Below are 19,718 nucleotides of genomic sequence, written 5' to 3' on the forward strand. Positions count from 1 at the left end.
CCGGGCGCGGGGCCGGCCCACGCTCCGCCCCCGGCCGCTCCTGGGCGTGCCGGGGCGCCCGGCCGGTCAGGACGCGGCGGCGCTCTCCGGCCGGTCCCCGGTGACCAGGTAGACCACGTCCCGGGCCACCCGGACGGCATGGTCGGCGTACCGCTCGTAGTAGCGGCCGGTGAGCGTGATGTCGATCGCCGGCTCCACGCCGTGCGCCCAGTCCTTCGCCAGCAGCACCCGGAACAGCCGGCGGTGCAGCCGGTCCATCGCGTCGTCGTCGTCGTCCAGCTCCTTGGCCTGCTCGACGTCGTGCGAGGCGATGCAGCTGCCGGTCTTGGTGACCAGCCGCTCGGCGATCTGCCCCATCTCCAGGATCGTGTCGCGCACCTCGGCGGGGATGGCCGACTCCGGGTGGCGCATCCGGGCGATCTTCGCCACGTGCACCGCGAGGTCGCCCATCCGCTCCAGGTCGCCGCCCATCCGCAGCGCGGTGATCGCGACGCGCAGGTCCACCGCGACCGGCTGCTGGGTCGCCATCAGCGCGAAGATCGAGCGCTCCATGTCCTGGTAGATCTGGTTGATGTCCGCGTCATGGGAGATCACGCTCTCGGCGAGGGACAGGTCGGCGTCCAGCAACGCCGTGGTCGCCCTCGACATGGCCGAGCGCACCAGGCGGGTCATCTCGACCAGCCGGTCGTTGAGAGCGTCTAGTTCTTGATGGAAGGCGTCGCGCATGCGGCTCACGCTACGCGCGCGTTCGTGAACGAACTTCGTCCACCAGATGAACTCTCCGGGAAAGAGGTGTGATCGGGGTCCTGACCGGCGGAAAGCGCCACCTACCATCGGAAGCGTGAGTGAACTCGTGACGAGCCTGGCCGCGCTCGCCGGCTTCATGGTCGGGGCGATCGCCATGATGGCGGTCCGCACCCGCGCCGGCGGCGAGCCCCACCCGGTGGAAGCCGGCGAGAGCGCGCTGCCGCAGGGCGTCGCGTCCGTGCTGGCCGTACTCCCCTCCTCGGCGGTCGTCCTCGACCGCGATGACCGGGTGCTGCGGGCCAGCTCGGCCGCCCGCGCCTTCGGGCTCGTCCGCGGTGACCGGCTGATGGCCGCCGAGCTGCTCGCCCTCGCCCGGCAGGTCCGCCGGGACGGCGAGATCCGGGAGAGCGAGTTCGAGGTCGCCGCGCACAAGTTCGGCATGGAGGCCACCAACTTCGCGGTGCGCGTCGCCCCGCTCGGCACCCACGGCCAGGTGCTGGTGCTCGCCGAGGACCAGACCGAACGCCGCCGCGTCGAGGCGGTCCGCCGCGACTTCGTCGCCAACGTCAGCCACGAGCTCAAGACCCCGGTCGGCGCGCTCAGCCTGCTCGCCGAGACCGTCCGGGCGGCCGCTGACGACCCGGTGGCGGTCACCCGGTTCGCCGGCCGCATGGAACACGAGGCCGCCCGGCTGACCTACCTCGTGCAAGATCTGATCACGCTCTCCCGCATCCAGGGCGGCGACCCCATCCCCACCCCGGCCTGCGTACCGGTCGATGAGGTGATGCACGAGGCCATCGACCGCTGCAACACCAGGGCGGCCGCCAAGGCCATCACCCTGGTGGCCGGCGGCACCGAGGGCCTGCGCGTCTGGGGCGACGACGAACTCCTGGTCACCGCGCTGCGCAACCTGATCGACAACGCCGTCGCCTACAGCCCGGAGAGCACCCGGGTCGTGGTCAGCGCCCGCCCCGCCGGCGAGTCCGTCGAGGTCAGCGTCAGCGACCAGGGCATCGGCATCCCCGAAAGCTCCCAGGAGCGCATCTTCGAGAGGTTCTTCCGGGTGGACGCGGCCCGCTCCCGGGCGACCGGCGGCACCGGCCTGGGCCTCGCCATCGTCAAGCACGTCGCCGTCGCACACGGCGGTGAGGTGAGCGTGTGGAGCAAGGAAGGCTCCGGCTCCACCTTCACCCTCCGCCTGCCGGCGTTCGGCGGTACGGCACTGGCCGTGCCGAGCACACCGATCATCCCCCTGGAGGCCGCGCAGTGACCCGCGTGCTCGTCGTGGAGGACGAGGAGTCCTTCTCCGACGCCCTTTCCTACATGCTCCGCAAAGAGGGCTTCGAGGTGGCCGTCGCGGCCACCGGGCCCGAGGCGCTGGAGACCTTCGACCGCAACGGCGCCGACCTGGTGCTGCTCGACCTGATGCTGCCCGGCCTGCCCGGCACCGAGGTCTGCCGCTCGCTCCGCCAGCGCTCCAAGGTGCCGGTGATCATGCTCACCGCCAAGGACAGCGAGATCGACAAGGTCGTCGGCCTCGAACTCGGCGCCGACGACTACGTCACCAAGCCGTTCTCCTCCCGCGAACTGGTCGCGCGGATCCGGGCCGTGCTGCGCCGCCAGGGCGACGTCGAGGAGCCCGAGCCCGCCGTCCTGGCCGCCGGGCCGGTCCGGATGGACGTGGAACGCCACGTCGTCGCCGTCCGCGGGCAGCAGGTACAGCTGCCGCTGAAGGAGTTCGAGCTCCTGGAGGTGCTGCTCCGCAACGCCGGTCGCGTCCTCACCCGCGGCCAGCTGATCGACCGCGTCTGGGGCGCCGACTACGTCGGCGACACCAAGACGCTGGACGTGCACGTCAAGCGGCTGCGCGCCAAGGTCGAGTCCGACCCGGCCAACCCCAGGTGCATCGTCACCGTCCGCGGTCTCGGCTACAAACTCGACCCGGTGGGCGGGTGACGCCGGGGCCTACTCGCTCGGGGTGGGGGTCGCGGTCGCGGTCGTGGTGGCGGTGGGCGAGGGGGTGACCACCGGGCCCGGGGTGGGCGAGCCGGAGGGGGACGCCTCGGGGGCCGGCGAGAGGCTGGAGAACTCGCGGCTGCGCGTGACGACCGGGACTCTCATCCGCACGTCACCGGCGCCCGAGAAGCGCAGGGTGAGGACGAGCGACTCGCCGCCGCGCAACGGGGCCCGGACGCCCTCCACGGTCACCTGGGAGGCCGGGCGGCCGGTGTTGACCAGCTTGCCGGGCGGCATCGAGATGGGCGAGGGCAGCTTGACCGACGACGCGCTCTTGTCGTCCGGCGCGATGGCCTCCAGCGTCTCGGGCCGGCCGGTGGAGTTGACCATGGTGAGGTAGAGCGGCGCGGAGCCGCCGGCCGGGATCTGGGCGCCCGACTCCGGACCCAGGACGAACGCCTGAGGGATCTTGATGCCGCCGCGGCCGTAGCCGCCCCCGTCGCCGTCGAGCAGGATGCCGGCCTCGGTGGGGGCGTACGGAGTGCTGGTGTTGGCCGTGGCGCCCGAGCCGCAGCCAGCCAGCACCGGGGCGGCGCCGAGCAACGCGGCGGCGACGATCAGTCTGCGGCGGCTGGAGCTGGTCACGGTTACGGATCTCCTTGTACACATGAATAGGGCCAGTGGCAACCTTATCGATGCGCTGGACCCCCCGTGGACCGGGGGCCGGGGGGCCGGAAGGAGGCTCAGCACCGCAGGTCATCGGGCATGTCAGGATTTGCGATGCATAAAGTCGACAGCATGTCAAGTCCCAAATCGAGGCTTTGACCTGCAGTTATGTTGATTTCACTGTTCCGGGAGGGGACTGGCGCGTGGTATCCTGGAGGACAGCGGAAGGGGTACTTGTCACATGACTTTCCAGGTCGGCGACACTGTCGTCTACCCCCACCACGGGGCTGCTCGGATCGAAGCCATCACCACCCGCACGATCAAAGGCGAGGATAGAACCTATCTGGTGCTGAAGGTCGACAAGGGCGACCTTACCGTTCAGGTGCCGGCGGACAACGCCGAGTTGGTCGGTGTGCGTGACGTTGTAGGCCAGGAAGGCCTGGAGCGTGTCTTCGATGTCCTGCGCATGCCGCACACGGAAGAGCCCACCAACTGGTCCCGCCGCTACAAGGCCAACCTCGAGAAGCTGGCGTCCGGCGACGTCAACAAGGTGGCCGAAGTGGTGCGCGATCTGTGGCGGCGCGACAAGGAGCGCGGTCTGTCCGCCGGTGAGAAGCGGATGCTCGCGAAGGCCAGGCAGATACTGGTCAGCGAGCTGGCGCTGGCGGAGAAGACCAACGAGGACAAGGCCGAGGCCCTGCTCGACGAAGTCCTCAACTCCTGAACACGATATTGCCAAGGGTGGGCGTCGGAGTCGACGTCCACCCTTTCGCGTCCGGCCGGGAGCTCAACCTGGCCGGCCTGCGGTGGCCGGGTGAGCCCGGCCTCGCCGGGCATTCCGACGGTGACGCGGTCGCGCACGCCTGCTGTGACGCCCTGCTGTCCGCCGCGGGCCTCGGCGACATCGGCGGCCTGTTCGGCACCGCCGACCCGCGCTGGTCCGGCGCCGCCGGCGTCACGCTGCTCGCGGAGGCCGCCCGGTACGTCCGGGAAGCCGGGTTCGACATCGGGAACATCGCCGTGCAGGTGGTCGGCAACCGCCCCAAGCTCGCCCCCCGGCGGGCCGAGGCCGAGAAGGTGCTCGGCGAGGCGGCGGGCGCGCCGGTGTCGGTCAGTGCCACCACGACCGACGGGCTGGGGCTCACCGGCCGCGGCGAGGGGGTGGCCGCGATCGCCACCGCACTCGTCGTCCAGATCTCTCCCCCGTCGCGGGCGGATCGTGCCAACCGATGAGCCGGCACGCACGTCTTAGTGAGCGGAATCCTGTCGGCGAGTGGAGTCCGGACCGCTCGCGAAACAGGGGGGCGGTGCCCTGTAGCCGGCGCGGCGCGGGGCGCCGCCTTCTTTTTTACCGTGTCTGACCAGCCTCTTTTTAATTTCCTGGATTAGACCCCGCGTTGGGGGTAGCCCGGTTGTCAGCGTGAAGGTGCGACCCCCAAACGGAGGCTCAATATGGGTATCGAAACCATTCTCGGCGCGATCGTCATCGGCGCCATCGTCGGTGCGCTGGGCCGGCTGGTGCTGCCGGGCCGTCAGCCGATCGGCTGGCTGCTGACCATCGTGGTCGGTATCGTCGCCGCCCTGATCGGTACCGCGATCGCCCAGGTGCTCGGCGTCGCCACGACCGACGGCATCGACTGGATCGAGCTCGTCATGCAGGTTGTCCTCGCCGCCGTCGGTGTCGCCCTGGTCGCGGGTATCCGTGGCCGCAGCCGGGTCTGACCCGCGGCAGCCGAAGCGCCGCCCCCGCGGCCCCGGCACAGGATCGACCCGCCGAGAGCGATCTCCGGGCCGTAAGGCTCTGAAGCGCGGCGGAGTCCCGCACCGGTCCCCAGGACCGGGCGGGGAGGAACCCCGAAGACCCGCCAGGTCTGCCAAGACCCGGCGGGTCTTCGCGCTGTCCGGCGCCGGTATCCGGCGGCCGCCCGCCCGGCACCGGCGTGTCGCGCCGGCGCGGGCCGAGGCCGTGTCCGGCGCCGTGCCGCGTCCGGTCCCGGGACCGCCTGCCGGCAGGCCGCCTACGGCGTGGCCCGTCGAGCGGGACGCGCCGTCGACCCTCGCCGGATGGCGCGCCGGGTGTCTGGGACAGGCGTGGCCGGATGGAGAACGGTGCATTGTCGTGGCGGCGGTCGGCGAATGGGACGTGCGGCATCGGCCCACTGGCCGACGTGCCCGAAATCTTTCGGCCGGGAACGATCCAACAAAGCCCTTCATGCCGCAGAATGGTGACATCTCCACACGACACGGCAGGCTCGCCGATTTGTTATCGAAAAGTACTAACGGTGTTATCCGTCATATACGGATTTAACGCTTTACGGGCTACTCCTCCGGAGGGAGCGGGGTGCTGCGCATCCGCACCGAGGGCGGAGCCCCGGTCGCCTCTGGGCCGCGCTCGTCCGGGTCGGCGAGCTCAGGCCCGTGCGCGGGGTCCGGCTCCGGCGTCGGCAGCGCGGCGGCCTCCTCCCGCAACCGGGGGTAGGGCCTGGTGCCCTCCTCCATCGCGCCGCCCGGCGTGCCGAGGGCGGGGTAGGGCTGGGTGTCCCCGCCATCGCGGTCGCGCCTCGGCGGCCGGGGGAGCGGGTGCACCAGCACGTCGCCGGCGGGCGGCCGCACCAGGTCGCCCCAGCGCACCGGCGGGCCCGGCTCGGGCGGCCCGGCGACGTCCCGTTCGGCCCGCCCCCGCGGTTCGGGCACCAGCCGGTCCTGCGGCGGCGGCACCGCGTGCTCCTGCCGTGGCACCGGAACCGGCGGGGTCACGTCCCGCTCGGGGGCATCCGGGCGGGGACCGGCCGCCGGCCGCGAGGCGACCTCGGGAGCCTCCGGAGAAGAGTCCGGTACGGGGGCCTCGTGCACGATGGGCGACTCGCCGGCCGGCTCGTCGAACCGGCCGGGCCGGTCGACGTGCTGGGGCCGGTCATGGTGGTCGGGCCGGTCATGGTGGTCGCGATCGTCAGCCGTGGACGGCGGGTGGTCGTGGTCGTCGGCGAGCGGCGGCAGTTCGTCGACCGTCGGGGTCTCCGGGGCGGCGGTCGGGGGCACCACCGGCGTGTTCTCCGGCTCGTCCTCGGCGGCCGGCGCCTCGCCGCCGCCCGGGGCGGCGGGATGGTGGCCGGGCCCGTGCGCGGCCTCCAGCGGCGGCGCCAGCTCGGGGTCGCGCACTTCGGCCGCGAACGGCAGCACGGAGTGCTCGCCCTCGTCGTCCTGGTGCGCCTCGCGGGCGGCGTCCGGCCCGCGCCTCCGGTAACCGGGGGCGCGGCGCCCGCCGGCCGGTCCGGCGCCGTGTCCCGCCCGGCCCGGAGCGGGCAGCGCGAAGAGCCACAGCCCGATCAGCAGCATCACCCAGGGCGCGACGGCGACGCCGACGGCGGCCTGGCGCGGCCCGATGGGCAGCGCCGTGGCCACCGCGACGTTGGCGGCCGCGGCCGCGGCGATCAGCAGCCCGAGGACCGCCCAGGCCTGCGCCCGGCGCGGCCGGCTCGCCGGACGGAGCAGGAACACGCTGAGCAGCCCGATCGTCAGCAGCGTGTCGAAGCCGGCGGGATAGAGGTAGGCGAGATCACCTCGCGCGCCGCCGGTGACCGCGAGCGCGCGAAGCGCGTCGAAGGAGAGCACGCAGGCGGCCGCGGCGAGCGCGGTCAGCGCGAGGGCCGCGAGGACGAGGCCCAGGCGGCGGAGCGCGCGGGCGGCGCGGGTCGGCGGCGCGGGGTCGGGCTGGGGCGCGGCACGGCGCGGCGACCGGCCGGCCGGCGGCGGGGGAGTGACGTCCATGACGGTTCGAGCCTACAGAATCGGTGATCCCCGCCCGCGGCGAACGCCCGCGCCACGCGGGCGCCGGCGGGCACCGGCCCGGCGGAGTCGGTGGTGGATGACCGGAAGGTCGGGTTCCGGGCCGACCGCAGGGCGTTGCGGAGGATCCGCCAGCTATAGGTAGATATAAGGGTATAAATCATCCAGGCCGAAAGGGATGCACCACCGGAAACCGTCATCGTCTCTCGGATGCCCGAAACCCCCGCCGGCTTCACAATGCCCGGATGCCGCTGTGAGGTCGGGCAACGCGACCTGCCGCGGCCGTCGAGGCATTAGCCTTGCGGTGTGAGCTTGCGCCTATACGACACCAGCACTCGCGCGATCCGCGACTTCGTCCCCATCAAGCCGGGCCGGGTCACGATCTACCTGTGCGGGGCCACGGTGCAGGCTCCGCCGCACATCGGGCACATCCGGTCCGGGGTGAACTTCGATGTGCTGCGCCGGTGGCTGCTGCGCTCCGGCCAGGACGTGTGGTTCTGCCGCAACGTCACCGACCTGGACGACAAGATCCTCCGGGTGGCGGCCGAGGAGGGCGTCCCCTGGTTCATCGTCGCCGAGCGCAACCAGCGCGCGTTCACCTGGGCCTACGACGTGCTGGGCTGCCTGCCCCCCACCGTCGAGCCGCGCGCCATGGGCCACATCCCCGAGATGATCGAGCTGATGCACCGCCTGATCGACAAGGGGCACGCCTACGCGGCGGGCGGTGACGTCTACTTCGACGTCATGTCCTACGCCGAGCGGTACGGCCGGCTGTCCAACCAGCGGCCGGAGAACATGCGCGCCGCCGCCGACACCGACACCGACTCGGCCAAGCGCGACCCGCGCGACTTCGCCCTGTGGAAGGGCGCCAAGCCCGGCGAGCCGACCTGGGCCACCCCGTGGGGGCCCGGCCGTCCCGGCTGGCACCTCGAATGCTCCGCCATGGCCACCAAGTACCTCGGCGAGACCTTCGACATCCACGGCGGCGGGGTCGACCTGATCTTCCCGCACCACGAGAACGAGGTCGCCCAGTCCCAGGCGGCCGGCGACGGCTTCGCGCGCTACTGGCTGCACAACGGCATGCTCAAGATCGGCGCGGAGAAGATGAGCAAGTCGCTCGGCAACTCCCTGCTGGTGCCGGCCATGCTCACCAAGGTGCGCGCCGTCGAGCTGCGTTACTACCTGGTGGCCGCGCACTACCGCTCCGCGATCGAGTACTCCGAGGAGGCGCTGGCCGAGGCGGCGTCGGCCTACCAGCGCATCGAGGGCTTCGTCACCCGGGCCGCGGAGGTCATCCACGACGTGGACGCCGCGGCGCCGCTGCCCGCGGCCTTCGTCCAGGCGATGGACGACGACCTCGGCGTGCCGCAGGCCCTCGCCGTCGTGCACGAGGTGGTCCGCGAGGGCAACGTCGCGCTGGCGGCCGGCAACAAGGAGCAGGTGGCCCGGCTGCTCGCCGAGACGCAGAACATGCTCGACGTGCTCGGCCTGGACCCCCGCTCCCCGCGGTGGCGCGACACCGCGGCCGGCGGCGGCCTGCACGACACGGTGGACGCCCTGGTCCGGGTGGCACTCGACCAGCGCCAGGCCGCCCGGGCGCGCAAGGACTACGCCGCGGCCGACGCGATCCGTGACCGGCTCGCCGCGGCGGGCGTGACCGTCGAGGACACCCCCCAGGGTCCTCGATGGGAACTGGCGCGCTGATCCCGCCGGTAGGCTTGGCCCATGGCTGGTGGCGGTAGTAAAGGGTCCGGCAAGGGCGGCAGGCGGCAGGGTGCCACCCGGGGCACCGGGGGCAAGGGCCGGCGGAGCCTCGCCGGCAAGGGAGCCACCCCGCCGGCGTCCGAGCGGCACTGGTTCAAGGACAAGCAGCGGTCGGCGTCGGCCGCCCGCCCGGAGGCCGCCAGGCCGGCCGGCCGGCCGGTGGCCCGCGGCCCGCGGCGGGACGACGCGCCGGAGGTCATCGGCGGGCGCAATCCGGTGGTCGAGGCGCTGCGCGCCGAGGTCCCGGCCACCGTGCTCTACGTGGCACCCCGCCTCGACAACGACGACCGGGTCCGCGAGGCCATCAAGATCACGGCCAACCGCGGGATCGCGATGCTCGAAGTGAGCCGCGAGCGGCTGGACCGGATGACCGAGGGGGCCGTCCACCAGGGCATCGCCCTCCAGCTGCCGCCCTACGAGTACGCCCACCCGGCCGACCTGGTGCGGCGGGCGCAGGACGCGGCCGAAGTACCGCTGATCATCGCGCTGGACGGCGTGACCGACCCGCGCAACCTCGGCGCCATCGCCCGCTCGGCCACCGCGTTCGGCGCGCACGGCCTGCTGGTGCCTTCCCGCCGCTCGGCCGGCGTCACCGCCGGCGCGTGGAAGACCTCGGCGGGCACCCTGGCCAACCTCCCGGTGGCCCGGGCCGCCAACCTCACCGCCGCGCTGCGCGAGTACCGCGAGGAGGGCCTGTTCGTCGTCGGCCTCGACGGCGCCGGCGGCACCGACATCGGCGATGTCGAGCTGGCCACCGAGCCGCTGGTCCTGGTGGTCGGCTCCGAGGGCAAGGGCCTGTCCCGCCTGGTCGGCGAGGCGTGTGACGTGGTGGCCCGCATCCCGATGTTCGCCGCCGCCGAATCCCTCAACGCGGGCGTCGCCGCCGGCATCGCCCTGTACGAGGTGGCCCGGCACCGCCGCCGCTGACCCGCCGGCCGCTGACCGGTTTGCGCTCGAAGCGAAGGCAGCGAGCCGATCGCGAGGTATCGGCCAGGATGGCGGCATGCGCACACTCATTCTTGGCGGTACCAGATTCCTGTCCAGAGAGACCGCGCGTCAGGCGCGCGACCGCGGCCACGAGGTGGTGTGCGCCGCCCGCGGTCTGGCCGGCGACCCGCCGCCGGGGGTCGAGTTCGTCCGGGTCGACCGGAGCCAGGACGGCGGGCTCGCGCCGGTGGAGGGCACGTTCGACCTGGTCATCGATGTGGCCCGGCATCCGAGCGTCGTGCGGCGCGCCATCACCGAGCTGGCCGGTCGCGCCGGTCACTGGACGTTCGTGTCGTCGATCAGCGTCTACGCCGATCCGAGTTCGGTCAACCAGGTGCTGTACGAGCCGCTGGCCGCCGACGCCGACGAGACCGACCCGGAGAACTACGGGCCGGCCAAGGTGGCGTGCGAGCGGATTCTCGGTGACCAGACGTTCCACGTGCGCGCCGGGCTGATCGTCGGGCCGGAGGACGAGTCCGACCGGTTCACCTACTGGGTCGACCGGCTGGCGCGCGGCGGCCCGGTGCTGGCTCCCGGCTCCCCCGAGGACCCCGTCCAGCTCGTCGACGTGCGTGATCTGGCCGCCTGGACCCTGGACGGCGCGGAGAACGGCCTGACCGGCCCGTACGACGCGATCTGCCCGCCGTTCCCCCGGGCGGAGCTGTTCGCGCGGATCGCCGACGGGCTGGAGGTGCGCCCGGAGCTGGTCTGGGCCGGCCAGGAGTTCCTGGCCGAGCAGAAGGTGGAGCCGTGGACCGGCCCCCGGTCGCTGCCCATGTGGCTGCCGCTGCCGGAGTGGAGCGGGCTGATGGCCCATGACGCCTCCGCCGCCCTGGCCGCCGGGCTGCGCATCCGCCCGGTCGCCGACACCGCCCGTGACACGCTCGCCTGGCTGCGCGAGTCCGGCCACCAGGTGAGCCGCAGCGGCCTCACCTCCGCCGAGGAGACCGAACTGCTGCACCTGCTCAGGCGATGATCCGCCGCCGCCGGTCGCCGGCCCGGCCGGCGGCCGGCCGATCGGTAACGCCCACCCGGTGCCGTACGACTAAACTCGTGGAGGTACCGCCGACGTAGCTCAATCGGCAGAGCAACGGTCTTGTAAACCGTAGGTCAGGGGTTCGATTCCCCTCGTCGGCTCCCAGCTCAAAGGCCCCTTGCGATCATCACAAGGGGCCTTTTGCTAACACCTTTGCTAACAGTGGCTATGCGGCGGCGTCCTTGACGACGGTCGCGAAGATGTCCGCCGCCGTCGCCAGCTGCTCGTTGATCACATGTGCGTACACCCGGAGGGTGATCGCGGGATCGGCGTGGCCGAGCCGGGCGGTGACCACGTGAACCGGCACGCCGGCCAGCAGGAGCGTCGTCGCGTGGACGTGCCGGAGGTCGTGCAGCCTCGCATGAGGGAGCGGCGTCTTCGGCTTGGGGCGATCCTTGGGAGCGTTGTACGTCGCGATGAGCTTCGGGACCAACGATGTGACGGTGTCCGGGTAGATCGGCTCCCCCCAGCCGGTCGTGAACACGTAGTCGTCCGTGCCCTTCCACTCGTCGCCAGCCATCAGCTTCTCGGCGATTTGGCGGGCGCGGTGCTCCCGGAGGATCTGTGTCGTCTCCTCGTCCAGGCTCACCACGCGCGACCGGCCGCTCTTGGTGGTGCCTTCCACCCGCTTGCCGTCGATCACGGACGAGCTTCCCTTGATCCGGACTTCCGGTACGTCGAGGTCGATGTCTCGCCATCGAAGGTTGAGCAGCTCCCCGCGCCGAGCACCGGTGTACGCGGCGAGCCGGTAGAACGCGAACAGCCGATGCCCTTCGGCGACCTTGAGGAAACCCCGGAGCTACGCCGGAGTCCAGATGGTTCCCGGTGCGGCACGCTGGTTGCGCGGGAGCTTGGCACGTTCGGCGGGATTGTTCGGCAGTACCTCGTCAATGACGACCGCGTCCCGTAGCGCCTTGCGGAGGACCGTGTGAACGTGCGCGACCGTCGTCGGTGACAGCGGCTTGCCGTTCTTCCCGCCGCCGTTCAGCAGGTCCCGGTACAGCTTCGTGATCGTCGCCGGCCGGACCGCCTGGAGCCGGAGGCGTCCGATCCGAGGGGCGAACGCCGCGGCCTCCTTCGCCAGGAGCTCGGCGATGTAGGTCTCTAGAGCCGAGAGGGGTCGCCCGAGTTCGACGGTGAAGACGCAACCGCTGTCGCCGCTGTTGTAGCGGTGCAGGAAGTCTCCGAGGGCATCGGTCCGTTCGTCATTGCGGCGTAGGGCCGTAGGTGGGCCGATTCCCTTACCAGGCGCCCGACGGGTCGAATCGATCCGTCCAACTGTGAAAGTTCGATACAGGCCTGGATGGTCCGGAGCATGCCGATTCTCGATCTTGGAACCGTGTTCGAGGCGCCAAGGCGGCCTGAAACTTACACGACGTCTAGGACCGCCTGATCTCATCAGGCGTGATGGGAGCCAGCCGACCGAAGTGATCCGATCTCTGTAGAACCCTGAGCATTGACGGGTGGGAGCCCGGGCCTTATGTGTGATGTCGGTCATGTCGTCGAACCGATACGACGATCCCCTTACGAGGAGACAGGATGCCCCCTCAAGCCGTCGGCCTTCGCCGACGAACGGGGACGGCCTGAACGGCCGGGCGGTGGCGCCCGCGGAGGGGTGGCCGGCCCCGGGAAGTGCCTCACAAATGGGATTCACCCGAAAGGATCACCGATGAAGCGGAGCGACCCCTCCTCCCGTCCTCGACGTACGGCGAGCAGGTGGCCGGCTGTGATGGCGGCCCTGCTGGTCGCGACGATCGGGGCTCAGCCGGCTGCGGCGGAACAGCGGTCCGCGCCGTCGGAGTCCACCGCGACGGTCGCCGCCGCCGCTGGGGACATCGACGGCTTCACCGCGGGCAATGCCGCGATCGCCTCGGTCGATCTCGCCGGGACGTGGAGCTTCACCCCGGCGGGCCGGTCGACGACGTCGATCAAGGTGCCTGGAGGCGGCTGGTACAAGCAGGGGTTCACTGATGTGTCCCAGGCGGTGTACTCGCGTACGGTGACGGTGCCGGACTCGGGGCAACCGCAGTCGGCGTGGATCGAGTTCGGCGCCGTGAACCACCAGGCGACGTTGTCGGTGGACGGCCGGGTGGTCGCGACGCAGACCACGGCTTTCACCCCGTCGAAGTTCGACATCAGCGCCTACGCCGCGCCGGGCACCACTCATACGATCAGCGTCGACGTTAAGGGCCGCGGCGCGTTGAAGGCATCCAACGGCCGGTACCTGGTGCCCGACGCCGCCGAGTGGTCCGAGGCGGTCCCGCAGGGCATCTACCGCTCCGCGTTCCTACGGGTATATCCGGCCGTGTACGTCAGTGACACCTTCATCCGTACGTCGGTGGCGAACCAGACCCTCGGCTACGACATGTGGGTGACCAACACCTCGACCAGCGCTCGATCGGTGACGGTGACCGGCGAGCTCTCCTCCGACGGCGGCGGGACGTTCTCCTACCCGGCGCTGCCGTCGCGCACCGTGAACGTGGGGGCGCGGTCGACGGCCAAGGTCACGGTCGATTCCGTCGCGTGGAACCTCGGCAGCGCCTCGTACTGGTGGCCGAACGTCCCCTACCGGTCGGGCTACCGAGCCCAGCTTCACCGTCTCACGGTTCACGCCGCGACCGACGACGGCCGGACGAGTGACGCGACCTACCGGTTCGGGTTCCGGGAGGCCACCCAGAACGGGGAGTATTACTACATCAACGGCGTCCGCACGAACTTCCGTGGCGACAACCTTCAGGGTGCCGACTACGACCGGATCAACAACGGCGGCAAGGGCGACGCCTACGACACGCTGCCCGGCTTCCTTCCGCCTTCGTCGGGCAACGGCGGCTGGCCGCAGGCCGTGGACAACTACCAGCGGCTCAACTACAACGTGGTGCGCATCCACCAGGAGCCGGCCAGCCCGTACATGCTCGACGTGGCCGACGAGATGGGCCTGATGATCATCGATGAGGTCGCGATCCGCGGCTCCCAGTCCGGGCAGGATTGGATCACCGGGCACGACAACATGGTCAACCACGCCCGTGCGCTGGTCCTGCGCGACCGCAACCACCCCGCGGTCATCCGCTGGAGTCAGAACAACGAGCCGAACCAGAGCGGCCAGGATTCCGAACAGTTCGAGAAGGACCTGTACGCGGCGATGAACGGCGCCGACGGCACCCGGCCGATCATCGTCGAGCTGGGCGTCGGCGCGAATCTCAACATGTATCCCGGGATGACGTACGCCAACTTCGCCGTGATCTCGCACTACGTCGACGGCTTTGGCAGGTACGGGGAGGGCCTGATCACCGTGAATGGGCGGCCCGAGGGTGAGGGCGAGTACATCTGGCCGGCATGCAACAACAAGCAGGGCTTTGAGTGGTTCGCCACGGCGACCCTGGCCAAGCGCGGCAAGGGCGCCGCTGATCTGCGTCCGTACACGCTGCTGTCCGCGTGGGCCAGCGTCGTGCCCGGCGTGCGGAGCACCGACTTCACCCCGGAGGAGGGCGGTCATCCTATCTACGGCGCGGACAACCTCCCGAACCCCTGGAGCAACCCGCAGATCCAGCGCGTGCAGGCGGCGTTCAACCCGGTGGCAGCGGTCGATCTGCCGTACTGGTCGGCCTCCGGCGCCTCGGACTCCAACGGCACCTTCCCTCTGCCGCAGGCCGTGCCCACCTACGCCCGGAACGCCACGGTCACCCGGAACATCACCGTCTTCAACGACGACTTCGCCGACACTTCGGTGGGCTTCACCTGGACGGCGCGGCTCGACGCGCCGGACGGCGCGGTCGTCGCGTCCGGAAGCACGACCCTGACCGTCCCGCTCGGCTCGCGGGTCACCCAGCCGGTGTCCTTCACCACCCCGGCCACCGGCAACCGCGTGTACCTGCAGCTGTCGACCACGAAGTCCGGTAACCCCGTCTTCACCGACGCGGTGGAGTACTTCAACCTCAGCGGAAGCGGCGGAAGCGGACCCGCACCGGGCACCTACCGCATCGTCAACCGCAACAGCGGCAAGCCGCTCGCCGTCGCGGGCAACTCCACCGCCGACGGCGCCAAGGTGGTCCAGCAGAGCGGCACCGCCACCTGGACCATCGCCACAACCTCCGACGGCTCCTATACCCTCAAGTTCGTCCCGAGTGGAAAGGTGCTCGACGTCAACGCCGGCAGCAGCACGGCCGGGCTGCAACTGCAGCAGTGGACGGCCAACGGCGGCACCAACCAGATGTGGTATCTGCGTTCCACCGGCAACGGCTACTACACCATCGTCAGCCGCAACAGCGGACTGGTGGCGGACGTCTCCGGTGCGTCGACGAGCGACGGGGCACAGGTCGTGCAGTGGGCCGCCAACGGCGGGAACAACCAGCAATGGCAACTGAACCCGAGTTGACCGGGCGACCCGGTTCGCGCCTGCTGCCGCGGCGTTGACCGTTATCCCTGGCCGCTCGGCCCTGCGGCCAGGGGTAACGCGAGATGTCGACTTTGAACGTCGGCAAGCGACCACCACCGGGCAGGCTCCCAGCTCAAGGCCCCTTGCGATCTTCACAAGGGGCCTTTTGCTAACACCTTTGCTAACACCTTTGCTAACAGCGGCCATGCGGCGGCGCCTTTACGACGGCCAGATGTCCGTGGCCGGCCTGCGGGTGAGCCGTCAGATGAGCGGGCTACGCCGCTCGATCATGGTGACGTCCCGCCAGACACCGTGATGGCGGCCGATGCGCTCACGAGTACCGACGACCCGGAAGCCGGCGCGGGCGTGCAGGGCGAGGCTGGCGGAGTTCTCGGGAAAGATGCCGGACTGGATCGTCCAGAGGCCCGCCTGCTCGGTGGAGGCGATCAGGGCGTGCAGCAGGGCGAGGCCGACACCCCGGTTCCGGGCGTCCGGGTGGACGTAGACCGAATGCTCCACCACCCCCGAGTAGACGCAGCGGTCGGAGACGGCGGAGGCCGCGGCCCAGCCGAGCACGCGTCCGGCCTCGTCCAGGGCGACATGTCGATGATCCGCGAGCTTGGCGGCGTCGAACTCTTCCCAGGTGGGAGCGGCCGTCTCGAAGGTGGCCTGACCCTCGTCGATGCCGAGCCGGTAGATCGTGAGCACCTCGGCGGCGTGTTCGGGCGTCATGGCCACGATGCGCGGCGACGCCGTGCCCGTCTCAGGCCCGGCCGAGGGAAGGATCTCGGTGATCAGGGCACGGATCCGCGTCTCGATCTCGTCGCGGATCGGCCGGACGGCGTCCACCCCTTGCCCGGCGGGATCGTCCAGTCGCCAGTCCAGGTAACGCTTGCCGGGGAAGAACGGGCAGGCGTCCCCGCAGCCCATGGTGATGACCACGTCGCTCGCCTGGACCGCTTCCGCGGTGAGCACCTTGGGGATCTCGGCGGAGATGTCGATGCCCACCTCCTTCATCGCCTCGACCACGGCCGGGTTCACCGTCTCGGCGGGGGCGGAGCCGGCGGAGCGGACCTGGACCCGGCCTCGCGCCAGGTGGGTGAGGAACGCGGCGGCCATCTGCGAGCGCCCGGCGTTGTGCACGCAGACGAACAGCACGGACGGAGCGGTGGTGCTCATGGGCGGGAACTTCCTTGCTCGGCGAGGGCGGGTGAGGCGGCGTCACGGGGAGAGGATCGGCGGGTATCCGTGGTGTCGTGGGGTGCTGGGCTCGCGGGAGAGGAGCCGAAGACTACGTCGACCAGGACCAGGCCGGCAACGGCGCCGAGGAGCTGGGCGACGATGAACGGGCCGATCGAGGCCGGAGCGATGCCCGCGTAGGTGTCGGTGAACGCCCGGCCGACCGTGACGGCCGGGTTGGCGAAGCCGGTGGAGGAGGTGAACCAGTAGGCCGCCCCGATATAGGCGGCCACGGCGGCGGGCGCGAAGCGGGCGTGACCCGTGCGCGCCAGTCCGAATATCACCACGATCAACCCGGCGGTCGCCACCACTTCGGCAAGCCAGAGATGACCCGCGTACCGCGGATGGGCGGACCAGGTCACCAGGGGGCGAGCGAACATCGCGTCGGCCAGCACCGATCCACCGACCGCACCGCCCACCTGAGCCGCAGCGTAGGCGGCGACCTCACGCAACGGCGGCCCCTGACCGTCTCGGCGTCCGGTCCACCAGGCCGCGAGCGAGACCAGGGGGTTGAAATGCGCGCCGGAGACCGGCCCGAACACGGCGATCAACACGCCGAGCCCCAAGACGGTGGCCAGCGAATTCGCCAGCAGGGCGACGCCGCCGTCCTGCGTCAGCTCGGCGGCCTGGATGCCCGAGCCGACCACCACCGCGACCAGCGCGCCCGTGCCGATGACCTCGGCGGCCAGGCGCCGGCCCAAGGGAATGTCGTTCCCGGTCACCCGCGGGTCGCGGTGGAGGCGGGAGCCTGGAGCAGGGTGGACAGGCGGTTCAACGCGATCGGACGCACCCAGTAGTAGACCCATGTGCCGCGCCGCTCGGAGCCGACCAGACCCGCCTCTCGCAGGACTTTGAGGTGGTGGGAGATCGTCGGCTGGGACACGTCGAACGGGCCGGTCAGGTCGCACACGCATGCCTCCCCGCCCTCGTAGGAGGCGATCAGGGAGAGCAGCCGAAGCCGTACCGGGTCGGCCAGGGCCTTGAACATGCGTGCCAGCTCGGCCGCGTCCGTCTCGCCCAGCGGTTCACGGGCGATCGGGCTACAGCACGCCGCTGCCAGGTCGAGGACCGGCAGTTCTTGTTTCGACATGGCTCTATGTTGACATGAGTCGAATCAGCATGGCAATCTCGCTGTATCGACAATCGTCGAAACAGCCCATCTCCGAGGGGAGACCGCCATGTCCCGTGTTCAGCTCGCGCTGCGTGTCGCCGACCTGGAAGGCTCGATCGCCTTCTACTCGAAGTTGTTCGGCACCGAGCCCGCCAAGCTCCGCCCCGGCTACGCCAACTTCGCCATCGCCGAGCCGCCGCTGAAGCTGGTGCTCATCGAAGGCGAGGCCGGCCAGGAGACCCGCATGGACCACCTCGGCGTCGAGGTCGAGGACACCGCCCAGGTCGAGGCCGCCACCCGGCGGCTGAAGGACGCCGGGCTCGCGACGTTCGAGGAGAACGACACCTCCTGTTGCTACGCCCTGCAGGACAAGGTCTGGGTGCACGGCCCTGGTGCCGAACCCTGGGAGGTCTACGTGGTCAAGGCCGACGCCGGCACCCTCGGCAAGTCAGCCGTGGCCGACTCGCAGGCGTCCTGCGTCTGCGGGCAGGACGACAAGGCCGAGGCGGCGCCGTCCGCCGCCCGAGGCGGATGCTGCTGAAGGCTGGGAGATACTTGCCCGGCAGCGGTTCGCCCCCCTGCCGGCTACCACGTCGGGGCTGGCATTGCTGCTCGACCCTCAGGTCGTCATCCTGGACGAGCCGACGACCGCGCTCGACGTCGTGGTGCAGCGCGCCATCCTGCGCGAGATCCTCGAGTTCCGTGGGCGGTTGGGGTGTGCGGTCCTGTTCATCACGCATGATCTGCCGTTGCTGCTGGAGGTGAGCGACCGCATCGCGATCATGCGGGACGGGGAGATCGTCGAGTTGGCCCCGGCCACCAAGATCCTCGCCGACCCGGAGGACGCCTACACCCGGCACCTGCTGGACTCGTTCCCCAGCCTCACCGGCGAGCGTGATGACCTGATCCGACCCGCCGCGCCGGAACCCGCGCCCGCCGGCGAGGCGGCACCACCGGGAGGTGACCGATGAGCATCACGCTCGAGGTGGCCGGGCTGGTCAAGGACTTCCGCGTTCGCGGTGGACCACGCCGCACCCGGCTGCGTGCGGTCGATCACGTCTCGTTCACCATCCCGCCCGGCCGCACCCTGGGCCTGGTGGGCGAGTCGGGTTCCGGCAAGTCCACCATCGCCCGCATGATCACCGGGCTGGCGGAGCCGACCGCCGGTCACGTCGTGCTGCGCGACGCGGCCGGCCGGCCGGTGCCGCGCGGCGCCCACCAGGAACACGTGCAGATGGTGTTCCAGGATCCCTTCGCCGCGCTGAACCCCTTCCACACCGTCGAGCACCACCTGGCCCGGCCGCTGCGCCTGCACCGGCGTGCCCGGGACCGGGTGGACGCCTCGCGGCGGGTGCTGGAACTGCTGGACCGGGTCGCCCTCCCGGCCGAGCAGATCGTGCACCGCAGGCCGCACGAGCTGTCCGGCGGGCAGCGCCAGCGGGTCGCCATCGCCCGGGCGCTCGCCCCCGGGCCGCAGGTGATCGTCGCCGACGAGCCGGTGTCCATGCTCGACGTCTCCGTCCGGCTCGGCATCCTCCGGTTGCTGGCCCGCCTGCAGCGGGAGGAGGACCTCGCGGTCCTGTACATCACCCACGACCTGGCCACCGCCCGGCACTTCTCCGACGACATCCTCGTCCTCTACCAGGGGCGCGTCGTCGAGCGGGGACCGGCCGACGACGTGATCCTCGGTCCGCGGCACCCGTACACCAGGCTGCTGGCCGCCGCGTCGCCCGATCCGCGGGGCGGGCGCCGCGCGCTGGACGTCGATCCCGCCGCGGTCGTCGCGTCCGGCGAGATGGGGGTGTACGACCATCACACCGGACGATGGGAGGATCACAGCGGCCGCCCGATGACCTGACCGGGGCCCGGTGACGGGCGGCGCACGTCCCGGGCCTTCGCGGTGATGGAGCACCGGCACGTCGGGGAGTCCGCGGGTCTTGTCCAGCCGACGGCTCGGTACTGCTTTCCGCCGTCCGGCCCGCCTCCGATACGACGTAGTTCGTCGCGTGGCCGCGGGAAATCGTCCACCATGGAAGCATGGCGCTCTTACCGTC

General features: G+C 71.1%; 20 protein-coding genes and 1 tRNA gene. 13 read left to right on the forward strand and 8 right to left on the reverse strand.

Annotated features, from left to right (window positions below; translation table 11 throughout):
* Window positions 1-66: 66 nt before the first annotated feature.
* A complete protein-coding gene (gene phoU / locus Sru01_RS23345) occupies window positions 67-726 on the reverse strand; it encodes a phosphate signaling complex protein PhoU (RefSeq protein WP_203989845.1) in 660 nt (219 codons plus the stop codon).
* Between the two features lie 157 nt (window positions 727-883).
* Between phoU and Sru01_RS23350 the strand changes: the two genes are divergently transcribed.
* Together Sru01_RS23350 and Sru01_RS23355 are read left to right on the forward strand one after the other, a co-directional pair.
* Window positions 884-2,017 (forward strand): sensor histidine kinase, encoded by a 1,134-nt coding sequence (locus Sru01_RS23350; RefSeq protein WP_203989893.1) that lies wholly within the window; start codon window positions 884-886, stop codon window positions 2,015-2,017.
* Window positions 2,014-2,703 carry a response regulator gene (locus Sru01_RS23355; protein WP_203989847.1) on the forward strand — a complete coding sequence of 230 codons (690 nt, stop codon included), beginning with the start codon at window positions 2,014-2,016 and terminating at the stop codon, window positions 2,701-2,703. Before Sru01_RS23350 ends, Sru01_RS23355 begins: the two co-directional genes overlap by 4 nt.
* 9 nt (window positions 2,704-2,712) lie before the next feature.
* On the opposite strand, the gene Sru01_RS23360 is transcribed toward Sru01_RS23355, so the two are convergent.
* Complete coding sequence (locus Sru01_RS23360; protein ID WP_203989849.1) at window positions 2,713-3,348, reverse strand: copper chaperone PCu(A)C; 636 nt, start codon at window positions 3,346-3,348, stop codon at window positions 2,713-2,715.
* 262 nt (window positions 3,349-3,610) lie between these two features.
* On the opposite strand from Sru01_RS23360, the gene Sru01_RS23365 reads away from it, so the two are divergent.
* The 3 genes from Sru01_RS23365 (at window position 3,611) to Sru01_RS23375 (ending at window position 5,091) form a co-directional block, all read left to right on the forward strand.
* Entirely contained in the window at window positions 3,611-4,093 is a 483-nt protein-coding gene (locus Sru01_RS23365; protein WP_184978896.1) for a CarD family transcriptional regulator, read from the forward strand.
* A gap of 17 nt (window positions 4,094-4,110) precedes the next feature.
* Window positions 4,111-4,602 carry a 2-C-methyl-D-erythritol 2,4-cyclodiphosphate synthase gene (gene ispF, locus Sru01_RS23370; RefSeq protein WP_203989851.1) on the forward strand — a complete coding sequence of 164 codons (492 nt, stop codon included), beginning with the start codon at window positions 4,111-4,113 and terminating at the stop codon, window positions 4,600-4,602.
* A 219-nt stretch (window positions 4,603-4,821) separates the two neighbouring features.
* Window positions 4,822-5,091 carry a GlsB/YeaQ/YmgE family stress response membrane protein gene (locus tag Sru01_RS23375; protein WP_203989852.1) on the forward strand — a complete coding sequence of 90 codons (270 nt, stop codon included), beginning with the start codon at window positions 4,822-4,824 and terminating at the stop codon, window positions 5,089-5,091.
* Between the two features lie 597 nt (window positions 5,092-5,688).
* On the opposite strand, the gene Sru01_RS23380 is transcribed toward Sru01_RS23375, so the two are convergent.
* On the reverse strand, window positions 5,689-7,137 hold the full coding sequence (locus Sru01_RS23380; protein WP_203989853.1) for a DUF2637 domain-containing protein: 1,449 nt from the start codon (window positions 7,135-7,137) through the stop codon (window positions 5,689-5,691).
* A gap of 324 nt (window positions 7,138-7,461) precedes the next feature.
* On the opposite strand from Sru01_RS23380, the gene cysS reads away from it, so the two are divergent.
* The 4 genes from cysS (at window position 7,462) to Sru01_RS23400 (ending at window position 11,043) form a co-directional block, all read left to right on the forward strand.
* On the forward strand, window positions 7,462-8,859 hold the full coding sequence (gene cysS / locus Sru01_RS23385; RefSeq protein ID WP_203989854.1) for a cysteine--tRNA ligase: 1,398 nt from the start codon (window positions 7,462-7,464) through the stop codon (window positions 8,857-8,859).
* 21 nt (window positions 8,860-8,880) lie between these two features.
* Window positions 8,881-9,846, forward strand: coding sequence for a 23S rRNA (guanosine(2251)-2'-O)-methyltransferase RlmB (gene rlmB, locus Sru01_RS23390; protein ID WP_203989855.1), 966 nt, complete (start codon window positions 8,881-8,883; stop codon window positions 9,844-9,846).
* Window positions 9,847-9,922: 76 nt separating this feature from the next.
* Window positions 9,923-10,882, forward strand: a complete 960-nt coding sequence (locus Sru01_RS23395) for a Rossmann-fold NAD(P)-binding domain-containing protein (RefSeq protein ID WP_203989856.1) — start codon at window positions 9,923-9,925, stop codon at window positions 10,880-10,882.
* An 88-nt stretch (window positions 10,883-10,970) separates the two neighbouring features.
* Window positions 10,971-11,043 (forward strand) — tRNA-Thr (locus Sru01_RS23400).
* A 65-nt stretch (window positions 11,044-11,108) separates the two neighbouring features.
* On the opposite strand, the gene Sru01_RS23405 is transcribed toward Sru01_RS23400, so the two are convergent.
* Both Sru01_RS23405 and Sru01_RS23410 read right to left on the reverse strand, forming a co-directional pair.
* Window positions 11,109-11,705: a tyrosine-type recombinase/integrase gene (locus Sru01_RS23405; RefSeq protein WP_203989894.1), complete on the reverse strand. Its 597-nt coding sequence runs from the start codon at window positions 11,703-11,705 to the stop codon at window positions 11,109-11,111.
* Window positions 11,706-11,741: 36 nt separating this feature from the next.
* Entirely contained in the window at window positions 11,742-12,440 is a 699-nt protein-coding gene (locus Sru01_RS23410) for a site-specific integrase (protein ID WP_203989858.1), read from the reverse strand.
* A gap of 171 nt (window positions 12,441-12,611) precedes the next feature.
* Here Sru01_RS23410 and Sru01_RS23415 point away from each other — a divergent pair, with 171 nt between their 5' ends.
* Complete coding sequence (locus Sru01_RS23415; RefSeq protein WP_203989860.1) at window positions 12,612-15,314, forward strand: RICIN domain-containing protein; 2,703 nt, start codon at window positions 12,612-12,614, stop codon at window positions 15,312-15,314.
* Window positions 15,315-15,575: 261 nt separating this feature from the next.
* Here the strand turns inward: Sru01_RS23415 and Sru01_RS36640 are convergent, their stop codons facing one another.
* From Sru01_RS36640 to Sru01_RS23435, 3 genes are read right to left on the reverse strand one after another with little or no spacing between them, the layout of a single operon-like run.
* Window positions 15,576-16,493, reverse strand: coding sequence for a GNAT family N-acetyltransferase (locus tag Sru01_RS36640; protein WP_373869540.1), 918 nt, complete (start codon window positions 16,491-16,493; stop codon window positions 15,576-15,578).
* Complete coding sequence (locus Sru01_RS23430; RefSeq protein WP_203989862.1) at window positions 16,490-17,275, reverse strand: aquaporin; 786 nt, start codon at window positions 17,273-17,275, stop codon at window positions 16,490-16,492. Before Sru01_RS23430 ends, Sru01_RS36640 begins: the two co-directional genes overlap by 4 nt.
* A complete protein-coding gene (locus tag Sru01_RS23435) occupies window positions 17,272-17,643 on the reverse strand; it encodes an ArsR/SmtB family transcription factor (protein WP_203989864.1) in 372 nt (123 codons plus the stop codon). Before Sru01_RS23435 ends, Sru01_RS23430 begins: the two co-directional genes overlap by 4 nt.
* A gap of 88 nt (window positions 17,644-17,731) precedes the next feature.
* On the opposite strand from Sru01_RS23435, the gene Sru01_RS23440 reads away from it, so the two are divergent.
* From Sru01_RS23440 to Sru01_RS23450, 3 genes are all read left to right on the forward strand, one after another.
* Entirely contained in the window at window positions 17,732-18,205 is a 474-nt protein-coding gene (locus Sru01_RS23440) for an ArsI/CadI family heavy metal resistance metalloenzyme (RefSeq protein WP_203989866.1), read from the forward strand.
* A 64-nt stretch (window positions 18,206-18,269) separates the two neighbouring features.
* Window positions 18,270-18,635 (forward strand): ABC transporter ATP-binding protein, encoded by a 366-nt coding sequence (locus Sru01_RS23445; protein WP_203989868.1) that lies wholly within the window; start codon window positions 18,270-18,272, stop codon window positions 18,633-18,635.
* The gene (locus Sru01_RS23450; RefSeq protein WP_203989870.1) at window positions 18,632-19,522 is read left to right on the forward strand and encodes an ABC transporter ATP-binding protein; all 891 of its coding nucleotides are present in this window, start codon (window positions 18,632-18,634) and stop codon (window positions 19,520-19,522) included. Before Sru01_RS23445 ends, Sru01_RS23450 begins: the two co-directional genes overlap by 4 nt.
* The last annotated feature ends 196 nt before the right edge of the window (window positions 19,523-19,718 follow it).

The organism is Sphaerisporangium rufum (assembly GCF_016863395.1).
Taxonomy (GTDB): Bacteria; Actinomycetota; Actinomycetes; order Streptosporangiales; family Streptosporangiaceae; genus Sphaerisporangium; species Sphaerisporangium rufum.

What these genes read in the sequence shown, in the direction of transcription:
- Sru01_RS23380 (WP_203989853.1), bottom strand. Translation starts at nt 7,137, where the DNA reads ATGGACGTCACTCCCCCGCCGCCGGCCGGCCGGTCGCCGCGCCGTGCC.
- Sru01_RS23375 (WP_203989852.1), top strand. Translation starts at nt 4,822, where the DNA reads ATGGGTATCGAAACCATTCTCGGCGCGATCGTCATCGGCGCCATCGTC.
- Sru01_RS23410 (WP_203989858.1), bottom strand. Translation starts at nt 12,440, where the DNA reads ATGACCGACATCACACATAAGGCCCGGGCTCCCACCCGTCAATGCTCA.
- rlmB (WP_203989855.1), top strand. Translation starts at nt 8,881, where the DNA reads ATGGCTGGTGGCGGTAGTAAAGGGTCCGGCAAGGGCGGCAGGCGGCAG.
- Sru01_RS23365 (WP_184978896.1), top strand. Translation starts at nt 3,611, where the DNA reads ATGACTTTCCAGGTCGGCGACACTGTCGTCTACCCCCACCACGGGGCT.
- Sru01_RS23395 (WP_203989856.1), top strand. Translation starts at nt 9,923, where the DNA reads ATGCGCACACTCATTCTTGGCGGTACCAGATTCCTGTCCAGAGAGACC.
- Sru01_RS23440 (WP_203989866.1), top strand. Translation starts at nt 17,732, where the DNA reads ATGTCCCGTGTTCAGCTCGCGCTGCGTGTCGCCGACCTGGAAGGCTCG.
- phoU (WP_203989845.1), bottom strand. Translation starts at nt 726, where the DNA reads ATGCGCGACGCCTTCCATCAAGAACTAGACGCTCTCAACGACCGGCTG.
- Sru01_RS23435 (WP_203989864.1), bottom strand. Translation starts at nt 17,643, where the DNA reads ATGTCGAAACAAGAACTGCCGGTCCTCGACCTGGCAGCGGCGTGCTGT.
- Sru01_RS23450 (WP_203989870.1), top strand. Translation starts at nt 18,632, where the DNA reads ATGAGCATCACGCTCGAGGTGGCCGGGCTGGTCAAGGACTTCCGCGTT.
- Sru01_RS23415 (WP_203989860.1), top strand. Translation starts at nt 12,612, where the DNA reads ATGAAGCGGAGCGACCCCTCCTCCCGTCCTCGACGTACGGCGAGCAGG.
- Sru01_RS36640 (WP_373869540.1), bottom strand. Translation starts at nt 16,493, where the DNA reads ATGAGCACCACCGCTCCGTCCGTGCTGTTCGTCTGCGTGCACAACGCC.
- Sru01_RS23350 (WP_203989893.1), top strand. Translation starts at nt 884, where the DNA reads ATGGTCGGGGCGATCGCCATGATGGCGGTCCGCACCCGCGCCGGCGGC.